This is a genomic window from Bradyrhizobium sp. MI1.3 (genome assembly GCF_055811695.1).
The window spans coordinates 1-26,480 of record NZ_JBVVPQ010000033.1; the positions used below are offsets into that span (position 1 = coordinate 1).

Annotated in this window: 24 protein-coding genes; 6 read left to right on the forward strand and 18 right to left on the reverse strand. The window is 59.0% G+C overall.

Going from position 1 to position 26,480, the window contains the following annotated elements; genetic code table 11:
• Positions 1 to 371: hypothetical protein (locus AC0L3A_RS23155; protein WP_473255265.1), on the forward strand; the 371-nt coding region annotated here is incomplete at its 5' end.
• Positions 372 to 856: 485 nt separating this feature from the next.
• Here AC0L3A_RS23155 and AC0L3A_RS23160 read toward each other — a convergent pair.
• The 3 genes from AC0L3A_RS23160 to AC0L3A_RS23170 all read right to left on the reverse strand — a co-directional run bounded on the left by AC0L3A_RS23160 (position 857) and on the right by AC0L3A_RS23170 (position 2,733).
• Positions 857 to 1,189 carry an H-NS histone family protein gene (locus tag AC0L3A_RS23160; protein WP_009859190.1) on the reverse strand — a complete coding sequence of 111 codons (333 nt, stop codon included), beginning with the start codon at positions 1,187 to 1,189 and terminating at the stop codon, positions 857 to 859.
• Positions 1,190 to 1,603: 414 nt separating this feature from the next.
• Entirely contained in the window at positions 1,604 to 1,933 is a 330-nt protein-coding gene (locus AC0L3A_RS23165; RefSeq protein ID WP_009859189.1) for a PilZ domain-containing protein, read from the reverse strand.
• 650 nt (positions 1,934 to 2,583) lie between these two features.
• Complete coding sequence (locus tag AC0L3A_RS23170) at positions 2,584 to 2,733, reverse strand: hypothetical protein (protein WP_354171679.1); 150 nt, start codon at positions 2,731 to 2,733, stop codon at positions 2,584 to 2,586.
• Positions 2,734 to 3,209: 476 nt separating this feature from the next.
• Here AC0L3A_RS23170 and AC0L3A_RS23175 point away from each other — a divergent pair, with 476 nt between their 5' ends.
• Both AC0L3A_RS23175 and AC0L3A_RS23180 read left to right on the forward strand, forming a co-directional pair.
• Positions 3,210 to 3,452: a hypothetical protein gene (locus AC0L3A_RS23175; RefSeq protein WP_473255266.1), complete on the forward strand. Its 243-nt coding sequence runs from the start codon at positions 3,210 to 3,212 to the stop codon at positions 3,450 to 3,452.
• A gap of 949 nt (positions 3,453 to 4,401) precedes the next feature.
• On the forward strand, positions 4,402 to 5,166 hold the full coding sequence (locus AC0L3A_RS23180) for an outer membrane protein (RefSeq protein WP_473255267.1): 765 nt from the start codon (positions 4,402 to 4,404) through the stop codon (positions 5,164 to 5,166).
• 122 nt (positions 5,167 to 5,288) lie between these two features.
• On the opposite strand, the gene AC0L3A_RS23185 is transcribed toward AC0L3A_RS23180, so the two are convergent.
• Complete coding sequence (locus AC0L3A_RS23185; protein ID WP_473255268.1) at positions 5,289 to 5,498, reverse strand: response regulator transcription factor; 210 nt, start codon at positions 5,496 to 5,498, stop codon at positions 5,289 to 5,291.
• A gap of 1,143 nt (positions 5,499 to 6,641) precedes the next feature.
• On the reverse strand, positions 6,642 to 7,238 hold the full coding sequence (locus tag AC0L3A_RS23190; protein WP_354171681.1) for a phasin family protein: 597 nt from the start codon (positions 7,236 to 7,238) through the stop codon (positions 6,642 to 6,644).
• A gap of 247 nt (positions 7,239 to 7,485) precedes the next feature.
• Here AC0L3A_RS23190 and AC0L3A_RS23195 point away from each other — a divergent pair, with 247 nt between their 5' ends.
• Together AC0L3A_RS23195 and AC0L3A_RS23200 are read left to right on the forward strand one after the other, a co-directional pair.
• A complete protein-coding gene (locus tag AC0L3A_RS23195; RefSeq protein ID WP_246649563.1) occupies positions 7,486 to 7,890 on the forward strand; it encodes an alpha/beta fold hydrolase in 405 nt (134 codons plus the stop codon).
• Positions 7,891 to 8,698: 808 nt separating this feature from the next.
• Complete coding sequence (locus tag AC0L3A_RS23200) at positions 8,699 to 8,854, forward strand: hypothetical protein (RefSeq protein ID WP_473255269.1); 156 nt, start codon at positions 8,699 to 8,701, stop codon at positions 8,852 to 8,854.
• Positions 8,855 to 8,997: 143 nt separating this feature from the next.
• Here the strand turns inward: AC0L3A_RS23200 and AC0L3A_RS23205 are convergent, their stop codons facing one another.
• The 11 genes from AC0L3A_RS23205 to AC0L3A_RS23255 all read right to left on the reverse strand — a co-directional run bounded on the left by AC0L3A_RS23205 (position 8,998) and on the right by AC0L3A_RS23255 (position 22,158).
• A complete protein-coding gene (locus tag AC0L3A_RS23205) occupies positions 8,998 to 9,219 on the reverse strand; it encodes a hypothetical protein (RefSeq protein WP_473255270.1) in 222 nt (73 codons plus the stop codon).
• Positions 9,220 to 10,200: 981 nt separating this feature from the next.
• A complete protein-coding gene (locus AC0L3A_RS23210) occupies positions 10,201 to 10,590 on the reverse strand; it encodes a transposase (protein WP_473255271.1) in 390 nt (129 codons plus the stop codon).
• A gap of 10 nt (positions 10,591 to 10,600) precedes the next feature.
• Positions 10,601 to 11,245, reverse strand: a complete 645-nt coding sequence (locus AC0L3A_RS23215) for an IS110 family transposase (RefSeq protein ID WP_473255272.1) — start codon at positions 11,243 to 11,245, stop codon at positions 10,601 to 10,603.
• 727 nt (positions 11,246 to 11,972) lie between these two features.
• Entirely contained in the window at positions 11,973 to 12,722 is a 750-nt protein-coding gene (locus AC0L3A_RS23220) for a bestrophin-like domain (RefSeq protein WP_473255273.1), read from the reverse strand.
• Positions 12,723 to 13,034: 312 nt separating this feature from the next.
• Positions 13,035 to 14,372 carry a TAXI family TRAP transporter solute-binding subunit gene (locus AC0L3A_RS23225; protein ID WP_473255274.1) on the reverse strand — a complete coding sequence of 446 codons (1,338 nt, stop codon included), beginning with the start codon at positions 14,370 to 14,372 and terminating at the stop codon, positions 13,035 to 13,037.
• A 129-nt stretch (positions 14,373 to 14,501) separates the two neighbouring features.
• Complete coding sequence (locus AC0L3A_RS23230; protein WP_473255275.1) at positions 14,502 to 16,151, reverse strand: efflux transporter outer membrane subunit; 1,650 nt, start codon at positions 16,149 to 16,151, stop codon at positions 14,502 to 14,504.
• A gap of 58 nt (positions 16,152 to 16,209) precedes the next feature.
• A complete protein-coding gene (locus AC0L3A_RS23235) occupies positions 16,210 to 17,391 on the reverse strand; it encodes an HlyD family secretion protein (protein WP_473255276.1) in 1,182 nt (393 codons plus the stop codon).
• Positions 17,388 to 17,732, reverse strand: a complete 345-nt coding sequence (locus AC0L3A_RS23240) for a DUF3302 domain-containing protein (protein ID WP_473255277.1) — start codon at positions 17,730 to 17,732, stop codon at positions 17,388 to 17,390. The genes AC0L3A_RS23235 and AC0L3A_RS23240 overlap by 4 nt, the downstream gene beginning before the upstream one ends.
• A gap of 107 nt (positions 17,733 to 17,839) precedes the next feature.
• The gene (locus AC0L3A_RS23245) at positions 17,840 to 20,356 is read right to left on the reverse strand and encodes an arylsulfatase (protein ID WP_473255278.1); all 2,517 of its coding nucleotides are present in this window, start codon (positions 20,354 to 20,356) and stop codon (positions 17,840 to 17,842) included.
• Complete coding sequence (locus AC0L3A_RS23250) at positions 20,346 to 21,344, reverse strand: formylglycine-generating enzyme family protein (protein WP_473255279.1); 999 nt, start codon at positions 21,342 to 21,344, stop codon at positions 20,346 to 20,348. Before AC0L3A_RS23250 ends, AC0L3A_RS23245 begins: the two co-directional genes overlap by 11 nt.
• 136 nt (positions 21,345 to 21,480) lie before the next feature.
• Positions 21,481 to 22,158 (reverse strand): hypothetical protein, encoded by a 678-nt coding sequence (locus tag AC0L3A_RS23255; RefSeq protein WP_473255280.1) that lies wholly within the window; start codon positions 22,156 to 22,158, stop codon positions 21,481 to 21,483.
• 582 nt (positions 22,159 to 22,740) lie between these two features.
• On the opposite strand from AC0L3A_RS23255, the gene AC0L3A_RS23260 reads away from it, so the two are divergent.
• Positions 22,741 to 23,109, forward strand: coding sequence for a response regulator transcription factor (locus AC0L3A_RS23260; protein ID WP_473255281.1), 369 nt, complete (start codon positions 22,741 to 22,743; stop codon positions 23,107 to 23,109).
• A 750-nt stretch (positions 23,110 to 23,859) separates the two neighbouring features.
• Here the strand turns inward: AC0L3A_RS23260 and AC0L3A_RS23265 are convergent.
• Together AC0L3A_RS23265 and AC0L3A_RS23270 are read right to left on the reverse strand one after the other, a co-directional pair.
• Positions 23,860 to 25,173 carry an MFS transporter gene (locus AC0L3A_RS23265; protein WP_473255282.1) on the reverse strand — a complete coding sequence of 438 codons (1,314 nt, stop codon included), beginning with the start codon at positions 25,171 to 25,173 and terminating at the stop codon, positions 23,860 to 23,862.
• 280 nt (positions 25,174 to 25,453) lie between these two features.
• The gene (locus tag AC0L3A_RS23270) at positions 25,454 to 26,386 is read right to left on the reverse strand and encodes a LysR substrate-binding domain-containing protein (RefSeq protein ID WP_473255283.1); all 933 of its coding nucleotides are present in this window, start codon (positions 26,384 to 26,386) and stop codon (positions 25,454 to 25,456) included.
• Between the last annotated feature and the right edge of the window lie 94 nt (positions 26,387 to 26,480).

A 26,480-nucleotide genomic window follows, 5' to 3' on the forward strand; every position in this document is an offset into this window, starting at 1 on the left:
TTTGGAGGCTTTCGGACGCCGGCCCCCGTGTGCGCGGCAACACCGTCATGGGGCCGGCATCCGAAACCCTTCACAAAAGCGGCTGGCGAGCCAAGTTCAGCTCGGCGTCCGGTTCACCAGCGATATTGTTGCAAAAGTCGTTTTTCGCCGATGACCAAAATTATCCGCGGGCCGTGGGCGCGACTTTCGCGTACAAGATGCGGGGGACCTCACGGCCTCACGCAAAATTCACAGGCGACTTCGGTAACGCGATTGAGGTCATACGAATCAGCGGTCGCTCGCTGCGTAGTGGTTTCGCGAAAAATCTTGAACCCTGCAACTTTCGACTTTTGCAACACAATCCCAGCGATAGCGGACATCACGGCGGCTGAACTGCTCTTCGGCTTAGGGACCAGAACCGGACCTTCGTTGCTGGCTTTCTCGCGGATCACAGGTAACGCACAGTATGCCGTATCGCTATCTCGACCTATCAAGCATCCTGCCGCCGTTCGATGCCCGGAAAGCAACATAGCACGGACGACATGGCAGGCGCCCTGCGCGGCTGCACTTGGGGTGATCCATAGGGCCGAGCTGAACGATCTCTCGTTCATCCACCATACATCCGACACGGCACAATACTTGCTACAGTGCGGGAGGCCGATTAGTGCTTGCGGAGTTGTTCCCAGATGGGACGAAAGGTCCGGGCTTCAAAGAAGCAAAAGCGTGTTACGCCGGACCTACTGATCCTGGCTGCTGAGCTTGAGAGGCTGAAACGAAAGCACGCATCAGCAACCGACCTCGAAAAACTTTGGGACGAAGTGCAAGCACTCCGAGAGCAAGTTAGGAAAGCGGAAATCCAACGCCGGCATTGAACGGGCTACGTCGCGGTCCGATCAATACGTAAGTCATCGATCCGTTTTCCAGACTTCAATAGGTTTGTTACCCAGCGAGGCTGCTTACCGCGTCCGGCCCAAGTCTCCGATCCATTTAGTGGGTTTCGATACTTTGGAAGGACCTTGGGATAGCGCCGTCGGGCGCGAACAGTTTGCCGCGTAAGAGACCCAACCGCGCCGCCGAGCTTAGCCAACCGCTCTTCTAGAGCCTTTTGTTTCGCCGCAAGTTTTCCTGGGAGAATGGCCTCGGTCTGGCGGTAGAGATCCCAAAGCTGGTCGATGGACATCTGCGCCAAGGTGTCCCTAGACGGTTTCATATCTTGCTCCCTTTAACAGAGGAAACAACGGAAAATTAGGTTCCAGCATTGGAACTTTTTTGTGGTTTCTTAGCGCCTGATCCTCGTTGAGAAATTGACCCTTCGGCGACGACCTGCTTGCGTTCCGCGACATTGCTTCAGCAGCGTGGCACTTGTTGCCTACACACAATGGATCGTGACGCCTTGATTTAACACAAGACGATGCCCGCGTTCAGGGCGCGTCGACACGCTGGAGCCCGCAATGGGTCAGGATGCGAAAAACTCAAGGTGAGCAAATCTGGTCCGTCATGCCTCGGTGAGCGGACCTCGTGGAGGGGCGCGACTTTGCCGATTGGCCAACACCCAAAACGGCCGCCCTATCCAATCGCTTCTCAGCGCACGCGAGACTTATGTCGAAACATGAGCGAAGGATGCTCAGAGCGGCAGCACATGATTGGTAGTCAAGCCGCACCACGTTGTGGTGTTGCTGCAATCATTCGCCAATTTCGGCGAGCTGCGGCGCAGGACGAAGCACACGCCGCAAAGTGTCTCCTTCCTCCACATGACGCGGCAGGTGAAGGTTTCGGAATGTTCGTCGAACGATAGCGCAAATTCGCTGGCGAATATGTAGTACGGCGTGGAGATGCAGGCTCCCAGGGTGCTGATGTCGCGCACCACGCACGGATGGGTCCCACTCAATCCACCAAACGATAGCCGCGCCGCCCGGTTGATCGGTATCCGCTCCATTGCCCGACGTTCGACCATGGCGAGATTCTCCAAATGAAGAGGTAACTTCCAATCGAGCGATCGCAGCGATCGCGATTGCACCTCTACGTTTTCCGATCCCGCCGAGCCCGGAAAACGGCAATATCTGCACGTTGATCTGCCCGGCCCAGGGTAACAAGCAGTATTATTGTCTCATTAAAATTAAACCAGACCGCGTGGTTAATCCGCCGACGTTGGTGCCCACCTTACAAGCAAATGAAACCGCTCAAGGACACGTCTTTTTCCGCGAAAGTGAAGTATTTCACAGCACTTTCACAAACCTGAGCTACTATTAGTTGAACTTAATAGATCATTTTATGTCTCTCGGCCTGATAACGGTGGTTTTTAAATATTCATAATAAGGGGCGTTGATGAGTAGGCGTGGTCAGGGGCACAACCGCATGACGGTTCTGCACGAACGCGTTTGGTTTCTAAGATCTCAGCTGACAGAGCTTCAGAACCTTCGCAGCCGGGTTGAGCAAGCCGAGGAACGAAAAGTCGGCAAACGTTCAAAAGTCACAGGTGTCTCGGCGATGCGTCGCCGATTACGGCGACAGCGGCGGTTTGTTTTCTAGCCGCAAAACGTGGCCCCTTTCGGCGATGCGTCCTCAGCCGCTGCCGGTCGCGCTTCTTCATTCGCTGCCGGCGCTTCATGGCTCGATCGGCTTTTCGTTGTGCCAAGCGGCATAGTAGTCGGCCATGAGCGCCTTCAGCATTCGTCCCGTGTTGCACACCGCAAAGACGAGCTTGCCGTAACCGCTGGCGTGCTTGCACATCAGTTGCGCGGCGATCTGGGCCATGCTCTCGCAGTCGGAAATCCGTCCTTCCAAATCACGGAACGCCAGCGAGTGGAGTTTCGATATGCTCTTCGGAATACCCGGCGGCAGGCAGCTGGGCTCCGGGGAATTGGACAACCTCGCTCATTGCTGCACCCCCGCCAGGGCCTTGCTGCGGTCGCCATGCTTTCGAAGAGTGGCAAACTCCCTCGAAAGGTCGGCATTGTTGTCGGTTACAGTCGCAGTCTCCCTGCCGAAAACGTCCAGCTCGGTGATCGTAGCTCGCAAGAGTTGAAAGGACTGATGACTGCCAAGCGATTACACCTGACACTGTTCCCAGCCGACGCATCATCCGCGCGCCGAACCGGCGTGGGTTGCGAAGTGGCTGGCGCACTGGCTGCGTTCACTCGTGCATAAGGGCCGGCGTCAAAAGCCGCAGATGGCCGCCGCTGTGATCTTCATGGGTTGGAACGCCCAGAGCGCGCAAGAGGTTAGATACATTGCGCACCATCGCGGCGGCGCTGACCGGGGCGCTGAATTCGAGGCGGCACATGAAAATCATGGACGAAGACGGCGAAGTCATCGCCATAGCATCGGATGATCATACTTTAATCGGCGGCCACCACCGCCTCGCGGTGGCGGCCAGCCTCGGTAAAAAACTGTTCTGGCGAGATACCGGCGAACCAGTGAAGCTTGATCACTTCTTCAAGCATTATGTAAGTTCTCTTCGACATACAGCCTGATCCGCCCGACGAGCGTTGTTCGGTACATTGCAACTACGCCAATTGAGGCGGGGCAGCTTTCATTTTCACACCCCATCGCTCTCCAGCGTTCCGGCCTCCAGCTTCGCCCAATGCTGGCATTGAACCAACATCGCTCCAGGTATTCGCGGTCGCAGGCCGATAAGAAAAATGCGTTATTGTCACACCATGCTGCGCGTCTTGGCAGTTTTTTCGATGACCCGTAGGTTGGCACCGTAGGTAGGCGGTAGCGCACTCACTATCGAGCCAGAATTAGAACGAAGCTTCAATGCGATAGTCGTTTGAATGTGGAGGAGTGGACGACCTGCCGTCCAGCGCCCAAAGCTTTCCGACAAATTATCAAACTCGGCTCGAGACAATGAGCGAGGCCGAGTCCACCGCTCTAGCCGTTCGCGAGGTCTACAGCGCTTATTACAGCGAGATGGGAGGCGTAGGCGCGGCTCCGGAACCAAAGGCTCGAACGCCTACGACAGAGGGCAAACTCGTGCGGTCCCAGAGACCGCTTGGACCTCAACCCGGTCAATCGGCTGCGCGCCATACGACGAGGCCAATGACCCGAAAATCCCTCCCGGCACTGCTAATTTTCGGAAGCATTGTGGCACTGGTTGTCGTAGTCGGATTTCTAGCGCAGTAAGACCGGCCGCGAATTCTGTGCAACGTCCGCTTTTCCCCCGCGATCCGACTAGGGGAGATCGTGCACTTCACGTTTGGGCCAACTGGCGACACCGCGGGCGCAGCCTCGAAGACTTGGATCCTTAGTTTGATCGGTCAATAGCGCTGACACAACTGAAGCGCGCGTATTGCCGAATTTTCCCGGCTGTTGCAGCCTAGGCACACCGCCTGCTGATTGAATCAGCTACCTTAAGGCTGGAATTCCGGACAGCAAAAGAACCGGCGTCGTTTGGGCTGAAACGTGGATGGAGCGCAAGTAATGAAGAAGATTTGGTTGAGTGGCGTGGCTTTGCTGGCCGTGAGCATGGCGGCACCTGCATCAGCGGCTGATCTGGCGGCTAAGCCTTACGTCAAGGCCCCGCCCCCGGTGGTCGCGCCGATCTATGATTGGACCGGTTTCTACATCGGCGCCAACGGCGGTTGGGGGCAAAGCCACGGTTGTGTGGATTTCGTGACGCCCGCAGGTACAGTCGCAGGTGGTTGCGCGGATCGCTCCGGGGGCCTCGCTGGCGGACAGATCGGGTACCGCTGGCAAACCAATCAATTTGTGCTCGGTTTGGAAGCGCAAGGAGATTGGGCCGAAATCAAGAACACGCGCGTCAGTCTGATCGACCCGCTGATTTCGACAACCGGTAAGATTGACGCCATCGGGCTCTTCACGGCGCAACTCGGTTGGGCGTGGAATGCCTCGCTGTTTTACGTGAAGGGCGGCGGCGCCGTGACGCGCAATCGGTTCGATATATTCAACAACGTCACCGGGGTCGGCCTGGCATCGGCTGGCCACACGCGCTGGGGCGGCGCCCTCGGCGTGGGCTGGGAGTACGGCTTCACGCCCAACTGGTCGTTCGGTATCGAATACGACCATCTCTGGATGGGGCGTGATAATGCCGGCTTCGCAGGCGTAGTCACTCCCGGAGGGTTTGTCCTCACCGGCAGCGGCGTCAGCCAAGATGTGGATATGGTCACGCTTCGGTTGAACTACCGCTTCGGTGGATACGGCGCACCGGTCGCGGCCAGATACTGATCCCCCATCTTCGCAAACCAAAGCCCCGGCACGCCGGGGCTTTTTTGTGGTTATGATTTTCTTGGCCTTTGCTACCTTGCGGTGTCTAAGTTGGAAGAGCACGTTCATCGCGGCCACATTCGTTAAGCAAGCAATCCGAGCCGCTGAGCTATCGTGACCAGCTCTGCCAGAGACCGCACTTTCATCTTCTCCGTCACTCGATGACGATGTGCCTTGATTGTCCGCTCCGTCGCTCCCAATTCAGACGCGATCTGCTTGTTGAGTCTTCCGCGCACGACAAGCTCGAATACCTGCCGTTCACGCGCAGTCAGTGTCGCCAGCAGCGCCTGCATCTGTTGCAGCCCGCGTCGCGCGTTAAGCATAATTGCGTGGCGGGCCCCTGCCTGTTCAATGGCGCCGAGCAACTGCTCCGGTGTAACCGGCTTGGTGAGGAAGTCTCTTCGTAGCCAGTGAGGAAGACGATTGGTAGCGCGAAGTTAAGTGCCTTCAATTGCTGTTGCAGCTCTGGACCGCGATTTCTGGCAGGGCGGTTCAACTCGCCAAAATCGGCGACAGGAAAAATTAACCGTCTTATGGCCGACACGGCCATCACGGCGAACCGGAGCAGACGATCCAGCGGATCCGGTCGCCGGCACCTCCCTGGACGCGCTCCCGCACCATGATCGTGCGGCGAACGACAGGTGTGTGCTGAATTACACTTGTGCCGAGCTTCAAGTTGCGCCGCAAGATGCCCAGGAGATCACACCGGACCGTATGGGCAACGCCGACGCAGCACGCGGCAGGTTCCAAGTACCGCCTCAATCTCGGTACCGGCAGAACTCGTCGCCGTTTTCATATTCAATGCAGGTCTTGACGCGAGCATGAGGCCGCATTTCGTTATAGTAGCGGCCTTCGCTGCGGTCCGCTGACCCATATCTAGAACCGCGGTCCATATCGTCATCGTTGCGACGCCAGCTTCGGCCGGTGGTTCGATGATCCTCATCTTGCTCCATCATACGGCCCATCTGTCGCTGACGCATACGGTCCATATCCATTCGATCCTCGCTACGCTGCCGCCGGGCCGTCCAATCTCGGTTGACCCGTGTGTCCTCGGCGCTCTGACGGTCTGAGTCGCGCGCTTGATCTGATTGCTGCGGTGTCCGCTCTGGCTGGACGGGAGCCGTTTGCGTTTGGCCTTGGCCTGACTGTGGTGATGGTCGCTCCGGCCGGACTTGGGCCGGGACTTCGTTGGGATCTGGTGCTGTTTGCTGAGCAGAGGCAGCCAGGGGCACCAAACCAAAGACCAGGAGCAGGATGGAAGCCATATCTGATCGGCGCATGATCTCACCTCGCGGGTTTGCTCTCTAACCTCGTCTAGCTGTCTTTGTTCTTATGAAAACAGCGCCATTTTGAAATGTCAGTATCGTTGCCATTGGCAGGTTCTCTGCAAGGCGCGAGCGGCTCGGCCGCTCGCGCCACCGAAGCGGCAGCTCCAGCTAGGCAGCACGCTTCATGCGTTCGACGGTCTGACTTATATGGTTTCCGGCGTCGTCAGCCACCTTGAGGGACATGTCGGCAATCCGACGGCTAGTATCTAAGGCGCTACTGATCGTGTCGCGCACTAGATCGGTGTGCACGACTGCGAGATCGTGAGGAGTTCGGCAGCGCCAGAGTTCATTCATGCGGTCCATGCTCAGTTCCATCTGCTGTCGCACGAAATCGAAGTACTCGCGTGAGACACCATTCACGCCTTTTGCGACAGCTGTGGCAGAGTACATGATGGCTTCGGCGTTGCGGGCGGAGCGTTCCGTTGCCCGCTGCGCTTCGTCACCTGTCACACCGAGTGTTCGGCCAAGCTGGTCAGTGGAGCGACCCAACAGCGCCGTGGCCATGTCGACGCCAAGACGCCAAGTGTTTTTCAGCATCTCGGCATTTTGTTGCAGCAAATGGCTGCTAGCTTGAGCCACCTCCTCGCCGGCCTCAGCCGCGGCTAATCCGATCCGTCTGGTTTGCTCAGTGCTCCTTTCGCCAGCGCGTCGGATTGTCTCTTCAGCATTTTGAGTAGGCTTTTCCTCCGGGCGTGCATTGGCCATTTTTGTTGCTCCATCGATGTTATTGTTGGTGAGATCGGGTCCTGTGCGTGTCCGTCACAAGTGCGATCCTAGGCAAGCAAACGTGCTCGCTTTTTGCCCGTTCCGGGGCGAGGCAACTTTAATCATGCTCCGGGATCACGCGCAGGAACGAGCGCTTCAACTTCCAATTATTTTGTGAATTGGCTTCATAGGTCCGGCACCGCTCGGCTTCACGATGTTGCCGAACCCGCGTCATCAAGGCTCAGTCATGACTACTGCGGAAACCGTATTGCTCATCGCGGCTTCGCTGTTCGTACTTCTCGCCATCGGTACCGTCGGCTTCTCCAAACTGGCGGAGTGGAAGAATCCGCCAGTCGGCAAGTTCCTCGAATGCGCGGGTGTGCGTCTCCACTATATCGAGCGGGGTGATCCTGCGGCTCCTTGCGTCGTGCTGTTCCATGGCAACAGATCCATGATCCAGGATTTCACGACTAACGGGCTTGTCGACCTTCTTGCGCAAGGCAATCATGTGGTCTGCTTCGACCGTCCAGGCTTCGGGCATAGTCAACGGCCGCGGCTCCGAGTCTGGACCGCAGCAGCTCAAGCCGCTTTGCTGGCGAAGGCGCTAAATCAACTCGGGGTTCGCGATCCTGTGGTGCTGGGCCATTCCTGAGGCGCTCTTGTCGCGATCACTCTCAGCCTGCGAAAGGATTGTCCCATCCGGGGCACTTGTGCTTGCGTCCGGGTACTACTTCCCGACCGTGCGATGGGACGTATGGCTGATGTCGGGTTCGGCCGTACCGGTGTTGGGCGACTTGGTGAGTTACACTGTCGCACCGATCATTTCGTGGGCCATCTTGCCCGGGACCATTCGCAAATTTTCGCGCCCCGTTCTGTCCCGCAAACGTTTAAGAATGAATTTCCAGCTTCTCTAACGCTCAGGCCCAAACAACTGAGAGCGGCTGCGGAGGAAAGTGCACTCCTCGTTCCAACTGCAGTGCAATTCCAAGCTTGCTATTCACGCATCGGCTGCCAATACGCATATTCCACGGAACAGAGGACCAAGTGATAGAACCCACACAGGCGCGAAATCTACATCAGGCGCTGCATCGCTCCCTGCTTCATCTGGTTTCGAATGCAGGACATATGGTGACGTATGCAGATCCTGCCGTCATTGCCCAAGCCGTCAATTCGGTAGCAAATTCCTCTTAAGTTGGACCGCGGCGTCAGACGCTTCCGCTGATCGTCCGTTCGAGGTCCACATCCAGCTTTTTCTGCGGCGCTCTACAGATCGGCTAGGGGCGGACTAGGGGAACGACGCTGTCCGCGCGAGGTGCAAACCTGCCGCAGCTCTCAAGAACAACTCCTCCTGGAGCTCAACCGCACGTACAACGGTTCCGCACGACTGCACTCCCTTTCGCTTTTGCGCGACGTCAGACCGCCATCGGATTACGGTAGCGGTCCCTTTGGGTAGGACTGGCATGGTGCGATACAAAATTTTCGTGGTGGAAAGCAATCGCGATCGGGTGTCCGAGGTCACCTACTGCGTCGCCCTGCACTTCGTGGCCGCCGACGACGGCATTGCCGCCGGCGAGGCGGTCGAATACGTCAACCCGAACGCCGCCTATGAAAGCTGAGGCGCTTTCGCGGAAGCTCGGCATTGTCGGCGCGGTTGGCCTTCAGCCGCAGCGGAGATCTGGCGACGGGCAACTTCGGAGACGCAACCGTGATCAGCAAGTTTGGCGACGTGCCGGATGACCCGGGCGGTAGAGCCGATTGTTCAGCTTTTCAAGTCGAATTCGGTCCGCAGCCGGTCTGCGATCGTTTCGATCATCTCGGACCGCCCCGCGTCCCGCTGTCCGTCCGTCATGATCGCGACCTTCCAAGTATCCTGACAGGGGACGACCGAGACGGTGATATCCGTGGGCAACTCGCAGATGTCTTCCATCTCCAGCTTGATCGCCGCGTCGAGTTCTTCGCCCGTTTTTGCCGGTTTTTTCAAGCTGGTTCTTTCACCGCTCGGAACGGGACCACCGCCTTTGGCTATCCGCGCGAGCGCATGTTTTTGAGCAGCGGGCCTTTGAGCCCTTGGTTATCCGCTACAGGCGCCGTTCTCAAACGGCGGGCGGTGGTCCACCGAGTCAAAGATATTGTCGCGTTATCGTTCCCTCCGCTTTGCGCCTTCGAAAACGGGTCAGTTGGGCTGCCTCGACCGGGAAAGTCCGCGTTGCCGGAACGATGTCATACGCGGCGCGTCATCCAACCGGTGAGCAGCCTGGCCGGAGCAGCGAATGCCGAGAGCCCTCAAACGCCGCTTGGACGACGTCATGGCGGACCTATGTCTCGGTATAACGTGACCAACCTGTAGCTCTGGTTGGACCGGGAGTCGGCATCGCCTTCACGACCCGTGGAGACTGCTGTTACGAAAAACTCGCCACCACATCGTCCGCAACCGGTATTAGCGGAAACCAACACAGATGACCAACAACACCATCTCAGTGAACGGCGCCCTGCCAGATCTCACCTGACGCAACCTCATCGATTGAGGGAACCGGCGGCAGCGCCGCGGCTTGCCCGTCGCGATAACCACCATGTCCCCGTACCGCAGCGCCGGCGATGACGTCCGCCGCGGCTATCCCCGTGCACCGGTTTCTCGAAGCCCGATTTGCCTTCCTAATCGGGCGTGAAAGTCAACTCCCGCCTACGCCTTTTGCGATTTCTCCAAACAAGCAGTACTACTTATCTCGCTGCTTCGATTGCGCGCAGCGTTTGCCATCAGCGCGATCATCATCTGCATTCACCAGGCGGGTCCATGCGTTCCTTCGCGTTCAGCACCCTGGGCCACCGCATGCTCTTCATCGCGTTCGTAAACAGGGCTGTCGAAGCAGTCCGGCCGTCCCCGAAGGGCGGCGGCCGACATTCTGGACGCAACGCCAGCGCCAATTCCTTGTAATCCGTGCAGCAGTTACTGCACCGGCTTCAATCACAGCCGCCGTGTAACCTTGGCACCGAAGCCGATGTGGAAGTCGGTCTCACTGACGCACATCCGATGCAGGATGCTCGCGAGCTTGCGCGCGACCGCAGTGATCGCGCACAACATGCTCGACCGTTTGGCGATCCGCAGGCCCCACGCCCGCAATGCCGACCATTTCCTGACCCGCAACAGAAGGCTTGCAGCCGCCTTGCATAGCGCCTCGCGAACGGTTACGTCGCCCTGCTTGCTGATCCGTCCTTCATAGTCGATCGACGTTCCAGACTGGTGACGTCTCGGCGTCAGGCCAAAATGAGCTCCAACCGTTCGACATCGCGCAAAGCGTCGGGGATCATCTACTCCCACTATAAACGAAAGGGCGGCGACGGGGCCGACGCCCAAGCATCCGTCATCAAACGGCGGCAAACCGTATCATGCTGAACCACCTGAAGAAGCACGCGATGCAGCCTTTCATCGCCTTCGAAGATCGCCCGCCGCACATCCAGCATTGCCTAATCATCACAGAAAATATCGAATCGCTGTGCTCGAGGAGCTCTCGGACGCGTGCTTCGTAGCTCCCACGACCAACGGCTCCCATCAGCAAGCCATACGCCGCAGCCTGCCACGAATGTGATTCTCCACATCGATCAGCTTGCGCTTGAAGAGCTTCCCGTTGGCCAGAAGTGAGCGTCTTCTGCATGCCGATGTTCTTAACGTGGACCGCCCGGTACCATCCCCATCGCATCGTCTGCGCTATGGCACGCGCGTCGTTTCGGTCAGTTTTGTTGCGCATCGTCGACCGCGAAACGCGCATATGGCGGGGTTCGACAACAACGATCGCGACCCCGGCTGGCTGTAGTTCGCGGCACAACCAGATGCCCAGCGACGATGCTTCGACACCGACGCGATCGAGGCGATCCGCGGAGCCTTCAAGAGCGCAGCGGATCGCCTCCGGCTCCGTGCTAACCTTCATCTCGCGCACCGTTTGGCCTTCGCTGTCGACAACGCAAAGACTGGTTTCCTCAAGACCGTCGTCCAATCGAACGTAACTTTTCATCGGAGCACTCCATTGTGCCAACGACCACCAAAGTCGTTGCATCAGGCTCCAGATTCGGCCACGGCCGCGTTATCCCCGTGCACCGGTTTCTCGAAGCCCGATTTGAAGAGCCGTCACTCCCAGGCTTCGAGGCATCGTAAGCGTCCGGATCTTGCACGACTTTTCGAAAGTGTGTTCTCGTTCCATTTCGGGCTCTCTGCGGCAGTGGAGAGTCTCCGATGGGTCCAAAACATTTCCAGAACAAAGCCAGATGCGAGTGGTGGTCGATGGCGGCGCAGCGGTCTGTCGCAGCGTCGCTACTACAACGTCGGGTTACCGAGACGACATTCGTCCGTTGGTCCCTTCTCCGAGACCGTGCTTCACGCCTCAGCCGGTCCGCGATTTCTCCGCACGTGTACTGCTCGCCGATGCATCGATCGACCGCCGTCGCGCTGTTAGTGCGACCGTTGCAAACAGTGCGTCGACCAGCGGGGCGGATGACAATCGGACGGTGTTGGGGGCGCCGTACACCGCATCATCTACGGGTTTGAGATAGCCGGTTTCACTTCCGCTTTTCACCCAGTAACGGAAGTGTAACGGACATCGCTGCACTTCGCATTGGGGCAGATTCGGACATCTCAGCACAGCGCGCATCTTGATCAATTCGAAAAGCCGCTGCAGCAGGTCGCGGCAACCGCGATAGCGGTCGGGGCTTGCTCTGGGCTGCCATCCCGATCATGCGAATGGCTCAGGGACTGAGCGGCGTGAGGGCGCTGCGCAGCGGCGCGCTGGAAATTTGCATCAAACCCGCAAATGGCTGACCCAGCTCCAGGACCAGGTAGATCGCCCCGGCAGCCGACAGTGCAAAAACGAACAGCGAGCCGAAAACGGTTGCGCTGGGTTTGGCAAACAGGCCGAAGCTTCCAAAGATGATGGTGAGCCAGAAAATCAGCACCACCAGGAACGGCATCGGGATCGAGTTGTTCGTCTGTGCGAACAGCAGCAGGCGGGTTTGCGCAATGTCGGTGGCGATCTGTATGGCCCTGGCTTGCAGGGAGCGCTGGGAATCGTTCTGCGGCGAAAGCTGCTGAAGCTTCGCAAAGAATGCGTCGCTTGCGGCGCTCGCCTCGAAGGGGTTCGCCCTGGCAACCTCGGAACTTTTCTCGCGCCACATTCGATCGGCTAATACAACGATGCTGCGCCGCAATAGATTGCGTAGGTCGTTCGTCTCCGGTCCGTACTCCGCCAAGAGATTGTCGAGCACGACAACATTACTCGTCATCTGCGTGACTTGAGTGCTCTGCGTGTCGTAGGAGCCCTTCGCCGAGCCGATCAGCAGCCCGAGCACAAGCGCGGCTATCGTCCCGATGAGGCCCGTGCCCAGCCTGACCACATCCTTGTCATCAGGGCTCAGGTGATGCCCAGGAAGGAACATACCGAGCAAGGCGCCGCCTGAGATGCATACAAACGTGATGCACGATAACGCGATTGCATTCATGATTCACCGGTCTCGCGAGGCAGCGGCCGTCTCTCTGTTGGTCGTCCAGTTTAACAACAGAGCGACGAGCCTGACAGGCCGTTCAAGCTCGTTCGCCTGAGCGCAGCCTCGGTCTCTGCCGCGTATCGTTGACGGGGTATCCTGACGCGTCGTGGCCCCTCATCAGTACACCCTGCGCCGAACAACGGACGCCCGCGGCGCGGCGACCGGACCGGCCGGACTACGGAAATCATCAGATGTTTCATGACGGCTTTCCCCTTGGGTGGTTATTCTGTGGGTTCCAGCAATCGCGGTACCGCGGCGTGTTGCGGCTTAGCGGTGTGTCGCCTTGGCCGCGGAGGCAACTGCGGGTCCCGTAGCGATCAATGTGCGTCGGTCGTGAATCAAGCTCTCCAGCCGGTGCGCTGCCACGGTCAATGTGGCATCATCCACCGCGCGCTCGTCTCCACCAGCGGATTTGGCACGCTCCGCCTTTAGAAGGCCGTCGATTTCTTCTTCGATATCCGAAAGCTCAGCCTCCGTATCGACTTTCCGAATCCGGCGCGCCAGGGCGTAGAGAGAGTCGAGCGGGCCTTCGGTTGCACGGTTGCCGATACCCAGGAATTTCCACGCCGCCGCAAGCATGGTAATCGCACCACCCAGTACCATCGGCGTCAAATAGATCCAGTTGCCGTATTCATCCATGAAGCTCTGCGTGGTGCTGTTGTAGACGGCTGCCGCGCCAGGGTGCAGCGGAAGGTAGGCATCCTGGTCGGTGCTGGGCGCCGTGATCTGCGCGAAAATCGGCTGCTCGCGCAGAAGATTCCTGCGGGCGCTCATGATCGCCTGCGTGAGGCTGGTTATAAGATCAGTGCCGAGCTTCTTTTGCGCAACCAGGTACAGCGAGGTCCTCAGGGTTGTCAGGTCATCATCCGGGACCGGCGGCGATCCCCGCAGCGTGCCCTTTGGGACGTCGAAGCTTTCAAAGGCGCGTTCATTCTCTGCAATTGCCCCCGCGGACTCGATTGCGATCAGTATCGGGACCTTTTTATGGTCGAGTTGAAAAAATCCGCGAACGAGCGAGAGGTATTTTTCGGCGAGCGGGATGGCGACAAGCAGGGCACTGACCTGTTTTGACTGAATGGCTTGCCGGACATCCGTCAAAGCAACGTTCTTGAATACAACTTTTGCGCTCGCAAGATCATATTCCTTGGTCAACACATCGACAATCTTGGCGTTCGCTGCTCCGCCGACCACACCGACCGTGCGTCCCTTCAAGCTGGCAATGCTATCGATGGACGATCCCGGCGGCGCGATGATCAGTACGACCATGTGGCTGACGACGACGACGGCTTGCGCCTGGGACAAGTCGCCGACATCGCCGCGAACCACAGCGAGATCTACCTTACCCGCGGAGAAAGCGGCAGCGGCCTCAAGCGCGGTGCCGCTGTCGACGACCTTGAGCCGGACCGGCGCGTTCGTTGAAACGAACTCGCTTGCCATCGCGGACATTGCCTTGGCGGCCTCGCCGTCGATCGAGCCCACCGCCACGGTCAGCGTTACCGGGCGAGTGTAGTACCGATACGCAAGGAGACCTGCGCCCGCCGCAAAGCCAGCGACGCCGATGAGCAGGAGAAAGCGAAGCCAGAGCGGCAATCTTATCGACATCATATCCGTCACTCCAGACGCGCCTCAGCGTCCTGAACATTTTCGTTCGTCACCTCAAAAAACTTATTCAACAAAATCGGCTAGTAGCGGACATCGGCATCTCCGAAGATGCGACGCTTTCGCCAGCGACAATCACCACTCCGGAGGCCGGACTGTCGGCCCGATGTCCTCAGAACCTGGCAGGCCCGGCGCCGGCGGTTGCGGCGCATTCGCGGGCGGAAGCAAGTTGCCCCAGTCCGTTCGCGCACGCATCTGGTCAACCGTTGCCGGGCTCACGAAGTTGCCGCCTTCCCGTATCTGCCACCCGCCGCCGAGGGCCCGAAACACCGCGGTGAGGCCGAGCGGAACGCTGGCCGTTGCGCTGGCCAGGCTGTTCTGCGCCTGAAAGAGATTCTGTTCCGCGGTCAGTACTGTGGTGAATGACGTCGCACCCTGCTCATATTGCTCAAGCGCGATTCTGAGGGCACCATTTGCCGCGTCAACGCTGCGACGCAGATACGCGGCTTGGTTCTGTGATTGCAGATATGCCGCAAGACCGTTGTCCACCTCCTGCTGGGCACTCAACACGGCGTTCTGATAGTCGATCAGCAACTGCTGAAGTTTGGCATCCTGCAAACGAATGTTGTTGGTGATTTGCCCGTAGTTCAGCAGATTCCATTGAAACGACGGGCCCGCAGCATACGCCACGCCCTTCCAACTGACGACTTGGCCAAGGGTATGGCCGTTGGCAGTACTGGCCGAACCGCCGAACGTGCCCGTGATGCTGATGGCCGGATAGAGCTGCGTCGTGGCAATTCCAATCTGCGCACTCTGCGCCAGCGCGGCGAGTTCAGCGGCGCGGACGTCCGGTCTGCGGCGCAACAAATCCGCAGGGATTCCAACAACGACTGTGCGAGGTGGCGATGGTATTCGCCCTACCGAGCGTGAAAGCATCATACCGAGGGACTGCGGCGGAACGCCAAGCAGGACGCAGAGCGCATTTTGCCCCTGCTGCAATTGTATCGTCAATTGGGGAATTGCCGCATGTGTCTGCTCGAGGACGTTTGTCGCCTGGAAGACGTCAAGCTCTGAAGTCCCGCCGCCCGTGAACTTTGCCTTTGCGATGCTAAGCGCCTGTTCCTGCCTGCGGACATTGGCCCGTGCAATTCCGATCAACTGCTCCGTTGTGCGGATACCGATATAAGTTGCGGTAACATCGGCGAGAAGCGACACCAGAACGCCGTCATAAGTCGCGATCGACGCCAGGTACACGCCATCGGCGGATTCAACACCGCGGCGAAACTTGCCCCAGAAGTCCAGCTCCCAAGCTGCCTGCGCAGCAAGAGCATCGGTCCAGAAATATGCAGGCGTCGCATTCGGACCGGCCAGCGGCGTCGCCGCGCTGGTTCGATTGTAGATGACCGAGCCCACGCCTTGCTGCACCTGCGGATAAGTTATGCCGATAGCTATTCCCAGCGCCGCACGTGCCTGCAGCACCCGAGTCCCTGCGCTCTCCAGCGTCAGGTTTTGGCCATACGCAATCTGGATCAGCTTGTTGAGGATCGGGTCATGAAAGCCCGTCCACCAGTGTACGTACTCAAGGGGGCCGGATTTAACCGAGCGATTGTCTGCGCCGCGAAACTTTTCGGCAAGCGGAGCGACAGGTGTTGTAAAATTCGGCCCAATCGTACATGCCGCAGTTGGCAGGAGAAGCACAGCCACAAGCAACCGATGAAATGACCAGCCAAGATCAGCGCCGACGTTATGCCGCCGCCCAAATGGTGCCCGATGCTGCGTCTCCAAGGCTTTCGCTCCCCACGCACGTTGACCTGACTGTATCCCTTCATTGTCGCACTGCACGTTACGATGGCGGCTTTTCCACAGTGGGCACGACGTACAACAGCCACTTCTTCATCCGGATCGCGACCTTCGAAATGACATGCGTGGCCTTGCCCTTCTGCGTGTAGATTACCGCCGATCCGCCTGACCCGAGGGACAGCTTGTGGGCGACGGCATCGTCGCTGAAATTGATCCGCACCGCATAAAGCCCGTCGGATCCGATCCGGGCCGCGTTCGGGATTGTGCCGCTGGTTGTGAACTGACCGCCTCCAGTGGCCGGAATCACGTAGTCCACTTTTCCAAGGAACAGACGGCCCGGGTAGGGATTGAGCACCATCTCCACCTCATCGCCCGGTTCGACATTCGAAAGCCAGTTCTGCGGAAACACCGCGGCGACCGCGGTATCTGACACGTTGACGAATGTTCCAGCAGGGGCAAGCGGAAGCGGCACCAGCATGGTTCCGACCTGCACCTGCCAATTCGTGACGTAGCCATCGCCAGGTGCCATCATCTTGCACTGCGAGAGGTTAAAGCGCGCGTCGTCCAGTTGAGCTTCGACAGCAGGAACATTGCTCTGGGCCGTCACCAACGCGGCGGCAGCCTGTTGAGCCGAAGCCTGCGCTTGCGCGAGGCCCGCTTCGGCCTGTTGAGCGGCGGCGTCCGCCTCCTGACGTTCTTGCGTCGCCTTGGCTACGTTAAGCTGACTAATGGCAGCTTTGTCCGCGCGCTGAATGTTGAGCGCAATCTGTTCCTGGGTCTTGGCCAGTTCGTCCGCAGCCTTCGCCTTCGCGAGAGTGGCCTGCGCATTCGGTATCGCTGCGTTTGCGGTCGTGAGCGCAGCCTCGGCCTGTTTTACGTTTGCCTTCGCTGCCGTTAATTGCGCCTCGACCTGGTTGACCGTGTACTGGTAGGGAGCCGGATCGACCTCCAGCAGCAGATCACCTTTTTTCAACGGTTGATTTGCCTGCGCGTAGATCGTCTTGACCTGCCCTTTGACGTAAGGGACGAGTTGCACCACGTATTGGCTGGTGACCATCTTGTCCGTAATCGGCGCCGACTGCGTCCAGACCACCACGACGCCGCCGATCATGAATACGCCAGCCACGATCATGCCTGCGATTATATAAGCCGTGGGCTTGATGCGCAGCACCTTGAACAGCACGAGAACGACGGCAACGTAGACAATGATCAGAAATGCGATCACGGGCGCGTCTCCTTGTCCGGAGCTTTGCGCAGTACCGCTAAAGGCGCTGCTGCGACCTCGGATTCAGCCGCGCGACCCGGCTGTCTCCCGTCCCCGACCGGGGATTTGGTGCCAAAGGGCGTCGTGAACGCCCATATGAACGCCACCGGCCACAGCAACCCGCCGGTCGCGATCCCGATCCAGCTCATGGCATTGATCGCGCCGGCCTGCGGATGATTCCATTTGTGTGCGAGCTGACCTGGAAGTTTGCCCAGATTGACGACAATGATGACGCCAACAAGGATCAGAACAGCAAACACGACAAACGCGAACGCATCCAACGCGCCGAATGAAGAATCCACCGCCAGCACTCCATGTAAAAGCTGTGTGGTTATATTTCGCGCACGTGCTCGCTGCTCAGTCTATTCTGTCCAAGATGTAGGGCAAGCATTGTGTGAGCTTGTCTCGCTCAGTCCCTCGCTTTTTCGAGTGCATGACGCATAAGCTTTTGATCATCACCAGACAGCTGCGTTGGTCCAAGCTTGAACGTCAGCTTGTCGATCTTCCCGGTGAACTGGAACGGCAGCTTGTAGCTGTCATCCACTCCGGTGCGGCTGTCGAGGCCGACGTCGAAGGACTCGTCGATCGCCATCAGGAACGCAATCGAGTGCGGGATCGACTGGCGGGAAACCTCCTTGCCGTCCACCGAGAGTACCCCGGTGCCACCCTTGCCAAAGCCCGGCCCGTCATATTTGAAATCGAACACGATGGTGTGCTTGCCCGGTTTCAGCGCCGAGCCCAACCAGTCCCGCGCGCCCACGCCGGCTTCCCAGCGGTAGCGTTTCAAATCCAGCATGTTGTAGACAAAGACCGGCTTGCCCTTCAGCAGATAGAGGCCATAGCCGCTGAATCGGCCGCCGAGGGTCACGATCATTCCTTCAGCGCCACCGTTTGAGACCGTTATATCGGCGGTGATCTTGTAGTCCTTGTTCATGATGCTGGGTGCGTTCTCGGCGGGGATGCCGGGATTTACGCCCTTGTAGGTAAATTCAGTTCGCCCGGCGGTCGCACTCGGACGCGGCGTGACGAGTCGCGGCAGGACCGAATTGTCCAACGGCAAGACCTGGTATTTTGCAGCCTCACTTATGAACACTGCTTGCAGCTCCTTCAGCTTGTCGGGATTCTTGGCTGCGAGGTCGTTGGATTGCGAGAAGTCCTCGGCGATATTGTAAAGCTCCCATTTGTAATTGTTGATGTCAGGCAGCTTTGCCGTTCCCAGAAGCCATGGCGGCGCAGGCGGCGTCGTGCATGCATACCAGCCATCGTGGTAGATGCCGCGATTTGCAAACATCTCGAAATACTGCGTATCGCGCTTTGACGGTGCGTTGGCGTTGGCCCGGTCAAACGTATAGGCCATGCTGATGCCCTCGATGGGCTTTTGCGTTATGCCATTCACCGTCGTCGGCGCCGGGATGCCCGCGGCCTCTAGGATGGTCGGTACGATGTCGATGATGTGATGGAATTGGCTGCGGAGACCGCCGACGTCCTTGATGTGGTCGGGCCACGAGATGGCCATGCCTTGCCGGGTGCCGCCGAAATGCGAGGCCACCTGCTTGGTCCACATGAAGGGCGTATCGAATGCCCATGACCACGCCACCGACATATGCGGGTACGTCTTGTCGGAGCCCCAATTCTCATAATGTAGCATCAGCTCGGCCTCAGGGAGTTTCAGAACGCCGTTGTAGGCCGTCATCTGGTTCGGGGTGCCCTCAAGCGTACCCTCGGCGCTAGTACCGTTGTCGCCGCTGATATAGATGATCAGCGTGTTGTCGAGCTTGCCCATGTCCTCGACCGCCTGGATGACGCGGCCGATTTCGTTGTCGGTATAGGCCGCGTAGCCGGCAAACACTTCGGCTTCGCGCGCATACAGCTTCTTTTGTATCAATGAGAGCGAGTCCCATTTCGGCAGGGTATCCGGCCAGGCCGTGAGCTGGGTGTTCGCCGGGATGACTCCAAGCCGCTTCTGGTTGGCGAAGATTTGATCGCGCAACTTCTCCCAACCCATGTCGAACTTACCCTTGAATTTGTCGATCCATTCCTTCTTTGGCTGATGTGGCGAATGGGTGCCGCCAGGCACGTAATAGACGAAGAACGGCTTGTCGGGCGCGGCCGCGTTCAGGCTGTTCATGTAGCCGATGGCCTCGTCCGCCATGTCGGTGATTAGGTTGTAGCCGGGCTTGCCAAGCCATGGAGAAATCTGAGTCGTGTTGCGGAAGAGATAAGGCGTCCACTGGTCGGTCTCGCCGCCCATGAATCCGTAAAAGTACTGGAACCCCATTCCGACTGGCCATTGATCGAAGGGGCCCGCGGCACTGTACAGGTAGCTCGGGGTGTTGTGGTTCTTGCCAAACCACGACGTGGCATATCCGTTGTCGCGAAGAATCGTTCCGATCGTCGCGCTCTCGGGGCCGATGACGGAATCATAGCCCGGATAGCCGGTGGACATCTCGCCGATCACGCCAAATCCGACCGAATGGTGGTTGCGGCCGGTGATCAGCGCTGCCCGCGTCGGCGAGCAAAGCGCCGTCGAGTGAAACTGGGTATAGCGCAGGCCCGCGTTGGCAATGCGATCCATGCTCGGCGTCGGAATGACGCCGCCGAACGTGCCGGACACGCCATAACCTTGGTCGTCTGTCATGATCAACAGCACGTTTGGCGCGCCTTTAGGCGGCACGACCGACGGTGGCCAGTATGGCTTGGAATCCGTGGCATCCTCCTTGATCACGCCACCGAATTTCGGAGGCTCGGGCGGAAGCTGCTTGCCGTCGAGTGTCATCGTGGCGCCGGGTGTGCCCGGCGTACCCGTAATTTGCTGGGCCGCTGCCGTCACTGCGAGGAGGCTCGGCAAAGTGATGAGCAGGCTCGCAAGACCGGTGGCCAACAGCCACCTCTGTTTCAATCGGAGCCTGTTTTGTTCATCGATCATGGGATTTGCCCTCTCGTTTGATGCAGCGGAATCCAACGTGACTTGCCGATGTGTCGACCGGCTCGGGATGGCGTGCCGCCGGCCGGTAGCGACGGCAATAGTTGGGCGCGCAGAGATGCGACCCGCCCTTGAGCACCTTGCGCGGGATCTTGATATTGGGCGTGCAGCGATCGTAGCTCTGATCTTCGCGCCCGCCGCGCGGGTTCTCCGGGATGCAGCAGGCTTTCAGCGCATCGGCCTTATGCTTCGCCACGTACCAATCGCTCGTCCACTCCCAGACATTGCCGATCAGGTCGTGGAGGCCATAGCCGTTCGGCGGAAACGCCGTCACCGGTGACGTGCGCTCATAGCCGCCGGTCGCCAGATTCTCGTGCGGAAACTCACCCTGCCAGGTGTTGGACATCTGGCGTCCGCCGGGCATGAGTTCGTCGCCCCAGGCGTACTCCGCGCCGTCGAGACCGCCGCGCGCCGCGAATTCCCACTCGGCCTCGGTGGGTAGCTCCTTGCCTGCCCACTTGGCATAAGCCTCGGCGTCCTTGAAAGCCACATGCACGACCGGATGCTCGTCCAGTTCGCGGATCGAGCTGCCGGGTCCGTAAGGCCGCCGCCAATTGGCGCCAAATTTGAACGTCCACCACTCGCCCCAATTCCGCAGATCAACGCGCCGCTTGGGCGGCGCAAATGCGAGGGAGCCCGCTTTGAGCATATGCGGCAGCGCGCCCGGATAGTCCTTGGGGTCCGGTGCTGTTTCGGCAAAAGTGACATAGCCCGTCGCTTCGACGAACTGCCGGAATTGCCGATTGGTCACCGGCGTACGGTCCATCCAGAATCCGTCTACCGTCACGCGATGGACAGGCATCTCCTCCGGATAGTGTCGATCCGAACCCATGCGGAACGTGCCGCCTGGGACGTAGAGCATGCCCAAATCGGTCGAACGCTCCAGCAGCTGTTCGCGGCTCGACGACGAGATCGCATCGGCGATTGTCATGACGCCTCCGTCTCAGTTCACCTTGACCACCAGTGGAAGTTTCCAGCTTCCGCTCAGGATCCTTCAGTCGCGGATCGAAAGTGAATCGGTCGATTGAATGCGGGGAAGCGCGCGCCTCTCCGTGTATTCATTCGTTTTAGTAACAGGGTGGATAAGGATAATAGCCGCAGGCCGGACGGGCGTAGCCATAAGGTGCAGGGTAGGCAGCCGCTCCATAAGCGGCGGCACCGGCGGCGCCGGCATACATGGCGCCGCGAAACGCCGAACGGCGAGCGACGCCGGCAAACGACATCGGCGTGAACGGCCGGCCGATGATATCAATAAAGAGTGCTGCCCCACCATCCGCGCCGGTGATGTCTCCCTCGAGGGTCTGAACGTTGAACGTCAGCTTGTCACCTTCGAGCTTCGGGTTTTTCAGCACAACGACGGCGTCCTTCACCGAACCGTCCTTGCCGAACACGGACAAGGTTGCGTTCGGCGGGTTCTTGGCGAAGCTGTCGTCGCCCGATCCCCATTCTGCGATCACATCAGCGGTGGGCTGGTGGCCTGCGGATCTTACCGGACGGTCGGCGAATATGATCGAACTGGGTGTTACGCCGGTCAAGGTGAGAGTGTCGCCCTGCAACGTCGCGCCGCGGGAGTTGAGCACGAACAGCGAGGGCACAATTTCAGGTTTGGCCGAAGCAGATGGCGTGCCGATCATTTTCATGGAAGGCGGAGCAGCCCCGTTTTGAGCAAGCGCTGTTTCGCCCCCGCACAGCGTTGCGGTCACGGCCAGCATTCCGAAGATCTGATTCAATATTGTGATACGCATGACATCATTCCCCGTCAAAAACCGTCGGAACGACTTGAAGCACTCGCGCTTGGTCGCACGAGGGAGCGCATATGCACGAGCTTGGGCGCGCATTTGCAAGAGAACGCGCAACGTAGCTGGATCAAACGCCTGACGGCGTATGTGGAATCGAAATTAGGCGCGGTGAAAAACGTTGCTATGAGGCGATATTAGATATTTCTTGAAACCTCCTCGCGAATGGAACGCTAGCACAACCAAATGATGAGGGCCAGCCATGATCATTATTTTGTGCCTCTATGTCGTTCGCGCTGTGGGCCCCTGCTCTCGAAATTCAAACTGGTGCGATGGGGCTGGCTGTCCGGGACAATCTCCCTGCTGGTTGGCGAGTTGATCCTCGCGACATTTCTTGCGCTTTTTAGTGCGATCAGCGGAAGTGTACATGCGTAAGCCACACCTGCGTTCGCGCCTAGTCCTACGCTAGTGCCTCTACAGGCCACGATCCGTTCGTCTTAGGTTCATTGCGGACTCGATTCCATTGATCCAGATCAACGTTTGGCCGACCCCTTTTGGGGGCCATCTACGGCCTAAGGGCTGGACACGGATATGATGGCGCAGCAGACATTCGTGATCGTGATCGATGACGATCCGGGCCTTCTGAAGAGCGTGGCGCGGCTGTTAACGCACCACGGCATCGAGAGCCGTACGTTCGCCTCGGCCGAGGCGTTGCTTGAGAGCGACTGCGTGCAGACGGCAACTTGCTTGCTGCTTGACATTCACCTCGGGGGAATTTCGGGAATTGAGCTGCAGCGTCGGCTTACGGCATCGGGATCGAAGTGGCCCGTCATCTTCATGACCGCGAACGACGACGAGGCCACGCGCAGTGAGGCGATGGACGCCGGGTGCATCGCCTATTTGCGCAAGCCGTTCGCTCAGCATGTCTTGCTGGATGCCATTTCGAAAGCTGTGGCTTAGCCGGCGCAGCCAAAACAAGAACGCGCGGGGTCGTCACGTCCGTTTGGGTAAAAGGCACCGATCAGACGTTCCTGAGAGAAATCTGAGTCCGTCCCGGTGGTTAGACCGGGACGGTGAGTGAGTTATAATGAAAGTGGTTGCGGGGAGGCGCAACCACCGATACCGACATTCGGTCCAAGTTGCGATCTGACTGAGGGATGCCCTGCGTCCCGAACGCAGTGAACAATTTCTAAGTCGTTGATTTTTCTTGATCTGGATGGCCTTTTCGACCCGTTTTGTTCACGTTCGTTTCGTCCAATTCATTGCGATTTCGTTGCGGCGGCAGCCAGGGAGAACGGCGCTCGGCGTCATTGGGATCTTGGACTGGCGGCCGAGCAGCCGAGGCCTGCGAGGGTAAGCGCATTAGACTATGCCATGATCTGTCGGGGATTCGAGTCACTAGACCGCCACGTTGCTAAACCACCGTCGTGGAGGCGCTGTTCTCGTACCGGGAGCAGCTTAACTCCCGACCCCTGGTGTTTGGATAAGAGGGACATTGGCCGGGTCTCGAATGCTGCCCGCTTCCGCAGGCTCGAACTTTCGCGCTACAGAGCCGTCGTTTCGCATTGAGACCTTCCGTTTGCTCCACGCTCACTTAATTGCTTCGACAAGTCCACGGTCGATCGGCAGCGAGGCGAAGGGCATGTAGAAGAAGGGCGCAGCCTGAACATTGCATGACAATGCCTGTTTGGTGCACCTCGCGAAATGTGATCAGGTGCCCTGCTTCCCTGCGGAAACATCCCAAAGCTCACTGCCCTGAACCGATCGCGGGAGGAGCAACAGCACGAGAATCGCGGCCAGGATCGGCACGGCCGCCGCCAAGACGATGGATTTCGGAGACCAGCCAAGCGAGAACAGCAGACCAACGAAAGCAGGCCCGACGATCGAACCGATCCGCCCCGCTGCCGCAGAGAAGCCGACGCCGTTGGTTCGCAATGGCGCGGGATAGATTGAGACGGCCAGCGCCGACTGGCCGACCGAACAGGCGATAAGCCCGGCGCCGGCACCTAGAATCAGCGCCCAGACCCACGACGTCGTCGCCCAAAGCGCGATTCCAGTCACGCATAGCCCAGCCGTCGACGCGGCAATCCTCATCACGCTGGTGACGGCGAAGCGGCCCACCAGCGGCACGACAATCAAATTGGCGAAGAGGCCGCCGGCGCTGAAGAAGCCGACCGCGAACTGGCCGTCCGCGGCCGGAAAGCCGAACCCGATCAGCAGCGGGGGCAGCCAGAAGATGAGTGCATAGGCGTCGGCGAAGATGAGAAATGAAAAGACCCAGAGACCTGCGGTTCGACCGCCGAGCGAACCGGCAAATATGTTTGAGATGAGCTTCAGATTTCCCGCCATACGCTTGTCGCCCGCCGCCGTTGCCGCAGCATCGGCTTCATCTGACGCAGGCAGCCAGCGCAACAGTACAAGTGACAGCAACAATGGAAGCGCGCCTCCGAAGTAGAACAGTGACTCCCAGCCATACTTTCTGGTCAGAAGGCCGCCAAGCGCACCGCCTAGGGCCCCACCCGCAGCAAGTCCCGTTCCGACCACGATCGTGGCGGCAGCTCGCAGCGTGACGGGTGCCTGCAAGACCGCGATCGCCACGGCCGAGGGAAGTGCAGCGCCAAGTCCTATGGCCGTGACAAGGCGGAGGATGGACAGGACAATAATCGAACTCGCAAAGGGTGTTGCCAAGGTGAGCACCCCGAATCCAATCACGCTGAAAATCAACACACGTCGGGCCCGCCATCGGGCCACCAGATAGCCGGAAGCCAGATATCCTAACACGGCTCCGATGCTTGTCATGATAAATGGCAGTGTCAAGGACGCTGTCGACACGCCGAAGTGAGCCGCGATTGCCGGACCGGCGACTCCGATGGAGCCCGTATCAAGGCCATCGAGCAATATCGCTAGGAAACACAACAGCAAGGTTTTGAGAAAGGACGGCTGAAGACTTTCGGAAACAGCCGGAGAGGCGCTTGCGACGCTTGCCGCATCGCCCCTTCCAATCACATCCATCTTGTTCGTCAAGCTCATCCCCCGATGACTACGTTGTCTCGCGCATTCGTTTGTTAAAAGATTTCGTTCGGGGCTTGTCGAGACCCAGGAATGGGACCGTGCATTCCGAATCCGGGACAGGCGGCTCTCAGCGGGATGGAGGACGCAACGGGCAGCTCGCATAGCCGCGGGAGTTCCCAACCTCTTGTCCGTTGATCGCCAGCCGAAGCAATAAGCGACACGTTGCAAGCCGCGTTCCCAGGATGATTGCGGATCAGGTCTCGTCGGCCGCGGGCTGTTCGCCACGACTCGGTTAGGCTGCCGGCATCCTGTCCTGCAAATGACGAGCCAATCCGGCCACAAACAGGCGGCCGGCAAGCGTTAATGACCGCCGCGAAGGGTAAAGAGCATAAACGGTAACAGAAGGCGGCGCCCAATCGGGCAGCGGAAGCACCAGACGTCCTTCCACGAGGTCGGCTTCGCACATCGTTAGCGGCAACCGTGCCAAGCCGGCGCCGCTCAACGCCGCCTGCCTGATCACGTTGAGGTTGTTCGCGCTGAACTTCAGATTGACGTTCAATTCGGTCGTGTTTGCGTTTCGGTTGACGAGCGTCCAGCGTGCCAGATGGCCGTCTGCCGCCCAGCCAATTCCGTTCCGGTCCTGAAGCTCCGATGGATCGTTGATCATTCCGAGTGGCTTCATGAAGCCAGGCGAGGCAACGAGCCGGTAGCTTGCGGCGGCAAGCTTTTGCCGGACCAGCTCGGAGTCGGCCATGGTGTCCCCGCGCGCCGGGTGAATCATCAGGTCATAGTCGCCGATCGCGGTATCGAAAGCACCGACCGCGCTATCCAGGGTGATGCGAACGTCGGTATGCACGATCGAGAATCCGATCGCGAATTCGGAAACCAGACTTTCGGCCAGCACGGCCGGGCAAGAGATGCGGAGCTTGCCTGACGGGTGATTTGAAAAGCTCTCCGCCAGCGCCTTAATGGCATCTAACTCCTCCTTGATCCGCTCACTCCGTTCATAGATCGAAATTCCGACTTCGGTTGCGGAGAAATTTCTCGGCCCCCGGTAAAGCAGGTGCACGCCAAGCTGGCTCTCGAGATCGCCGATACGACGGCTTAGGCTGGACTTCGGAATGCCGGTCTTACGGCTTGCAGCAGAAAGGCTGCCGGCCCTGACCGTCTCCACGAAAAGCGTAAGGTCGTCAACGATCCCCATTTCGATCACCTCGGCCGCCATGGCGTCTGGTCAGCGTGCCTTGCCGGCGGCGGCCTTGACCATATTCCCAGCCGAAGGCAGGCGCCAGCAGTCCTATTGTCGAGCAAGGGGAAGC

What these genes read in the sequence shown, in the direction of transcription:
- AC0L3A_RS23160 (WP_009859190.1), bottom strand. Translation starts at nt 1,189, where the DNA reads ATGAAACCGTCTAGGGACACCTTGGCGCAGATGTCCATCGACCAGCTT.
- AC0L3A_RS23220 (WP_473255273.1), bottom strand. Translation starts at nt 12,722, where the DNA reads ATGAATGCAATCGCGTTATCGTGCATCACGTTTGTATGCATCTCAGGC.
- AC0L3A_RS23250 (WP_473255279.1), bottom strand. Translation starts at nt 21,344, where the DNA reads ATGACAATCGCCGATGCGATCTCGTCGTCGAGCCGCGAACAGCTGCTG.
- AC0L3A_RS23255 (WP_473255280.1), bottom strand. Translation starts at nt 22,158, where the DNA reads ATGCGTATCACAATATTGAATCAGATCTTCGGAATGCTGGCCGTGACC.
- AC0L3A_RS23185 (WP_473255268.1), bottom strand. Translation starts at nt 5,498, where the DNA reads ATGCAGGCGCTGCTGGCGACACTGACTGCGCGTGAACGGCAGGTATTC.
- AC0L3A_RS23245 (WP_473255278.1), bottom strand. Translation starts at nt 20,356, where the DNA reads ATGATCGATGAACAAAACAGGCTCCGATTGAAACAGAGGTGGCTGTTG.
- AC0L3A_RS23180 (WP_473255267.1), top strand. Translation starts at nt 4,402, where the DNA reads ATGAAGAAGATTTGGTTGAGTGGCGTGGCTTTGCTGGCCGTGAGCATG.
- AC0L3A_RS23215 (WP_473255272.1), bottom strand. Translation starts at nt 11,245, where the DNA reads ATGAAAAGTTACGTTCGATTGGACGACGGTCTTGAGGAAACCAGTCTT.
- AC0L3A_RS23195 (WP_246649563.1), top strand. Translation starts at nt 7,486, where the DNA reads ATGACTACTGCGGAAACCGTATTGCTCATCGCGGCTTCGCTGTTCGTA.
- AC0L3A_RS23225 (WP_473255274.1), bottom strand. Translation starts at nt 14,372, where the DNA reads ATGATGTCGATAAGATTGCCGCTCTGGCTTCGCTTTCTCCTGCTCATC.
- AC0L3A_RS23170 (WP_354171679.1), bottom strand. Translation starts at nt 2,733, where the DNA reads ATGGCCCAGATCGCCGCGCAACTGATGTGCAAGCACGCCAGCGGTTAC.
- AC0L3A_RS23200 (WP_473255269.1), top strand. Translation starts at nt 8,699, where the DNA reads ATGGTGCGATACAAAATTTTCGTGGTGGAAAGCAATCGCGATCGGGTG.
- AC0L3A_RS23270 (WP_473255283.1), bottom strand. Translation starts at nt 26,386, where the DNA reads ATGGCGGCCGAGGTGATCGAAATGGGGATCGTTGACGACCTTACGCTT.
- AC0L3A_RS23190 (WP_354171681.1), bottom strand. Translation starts at nt 7,238, where the DNA reads ATGGCCAATGCACGCCCGGAGGAAAAGCCTACTCAAAATGCTGAAGAG.
- AC0L3A_RS23260 (WP_473255281.1), top strand. Translation starts at nt 22,741, where the DNA reads ATGATGGCGCAGCAGACATTCGTGATCGTGATCGATGACGATCCGGGC.
- AC0L3A_RS23165 (WP_009859189.1), bottom strand. Translation starts at nt 1,933, where the DNA reads ATGGTCGAACGTCGGGCAATGGAGCGGATACCGATCAACCGGGCGGCG.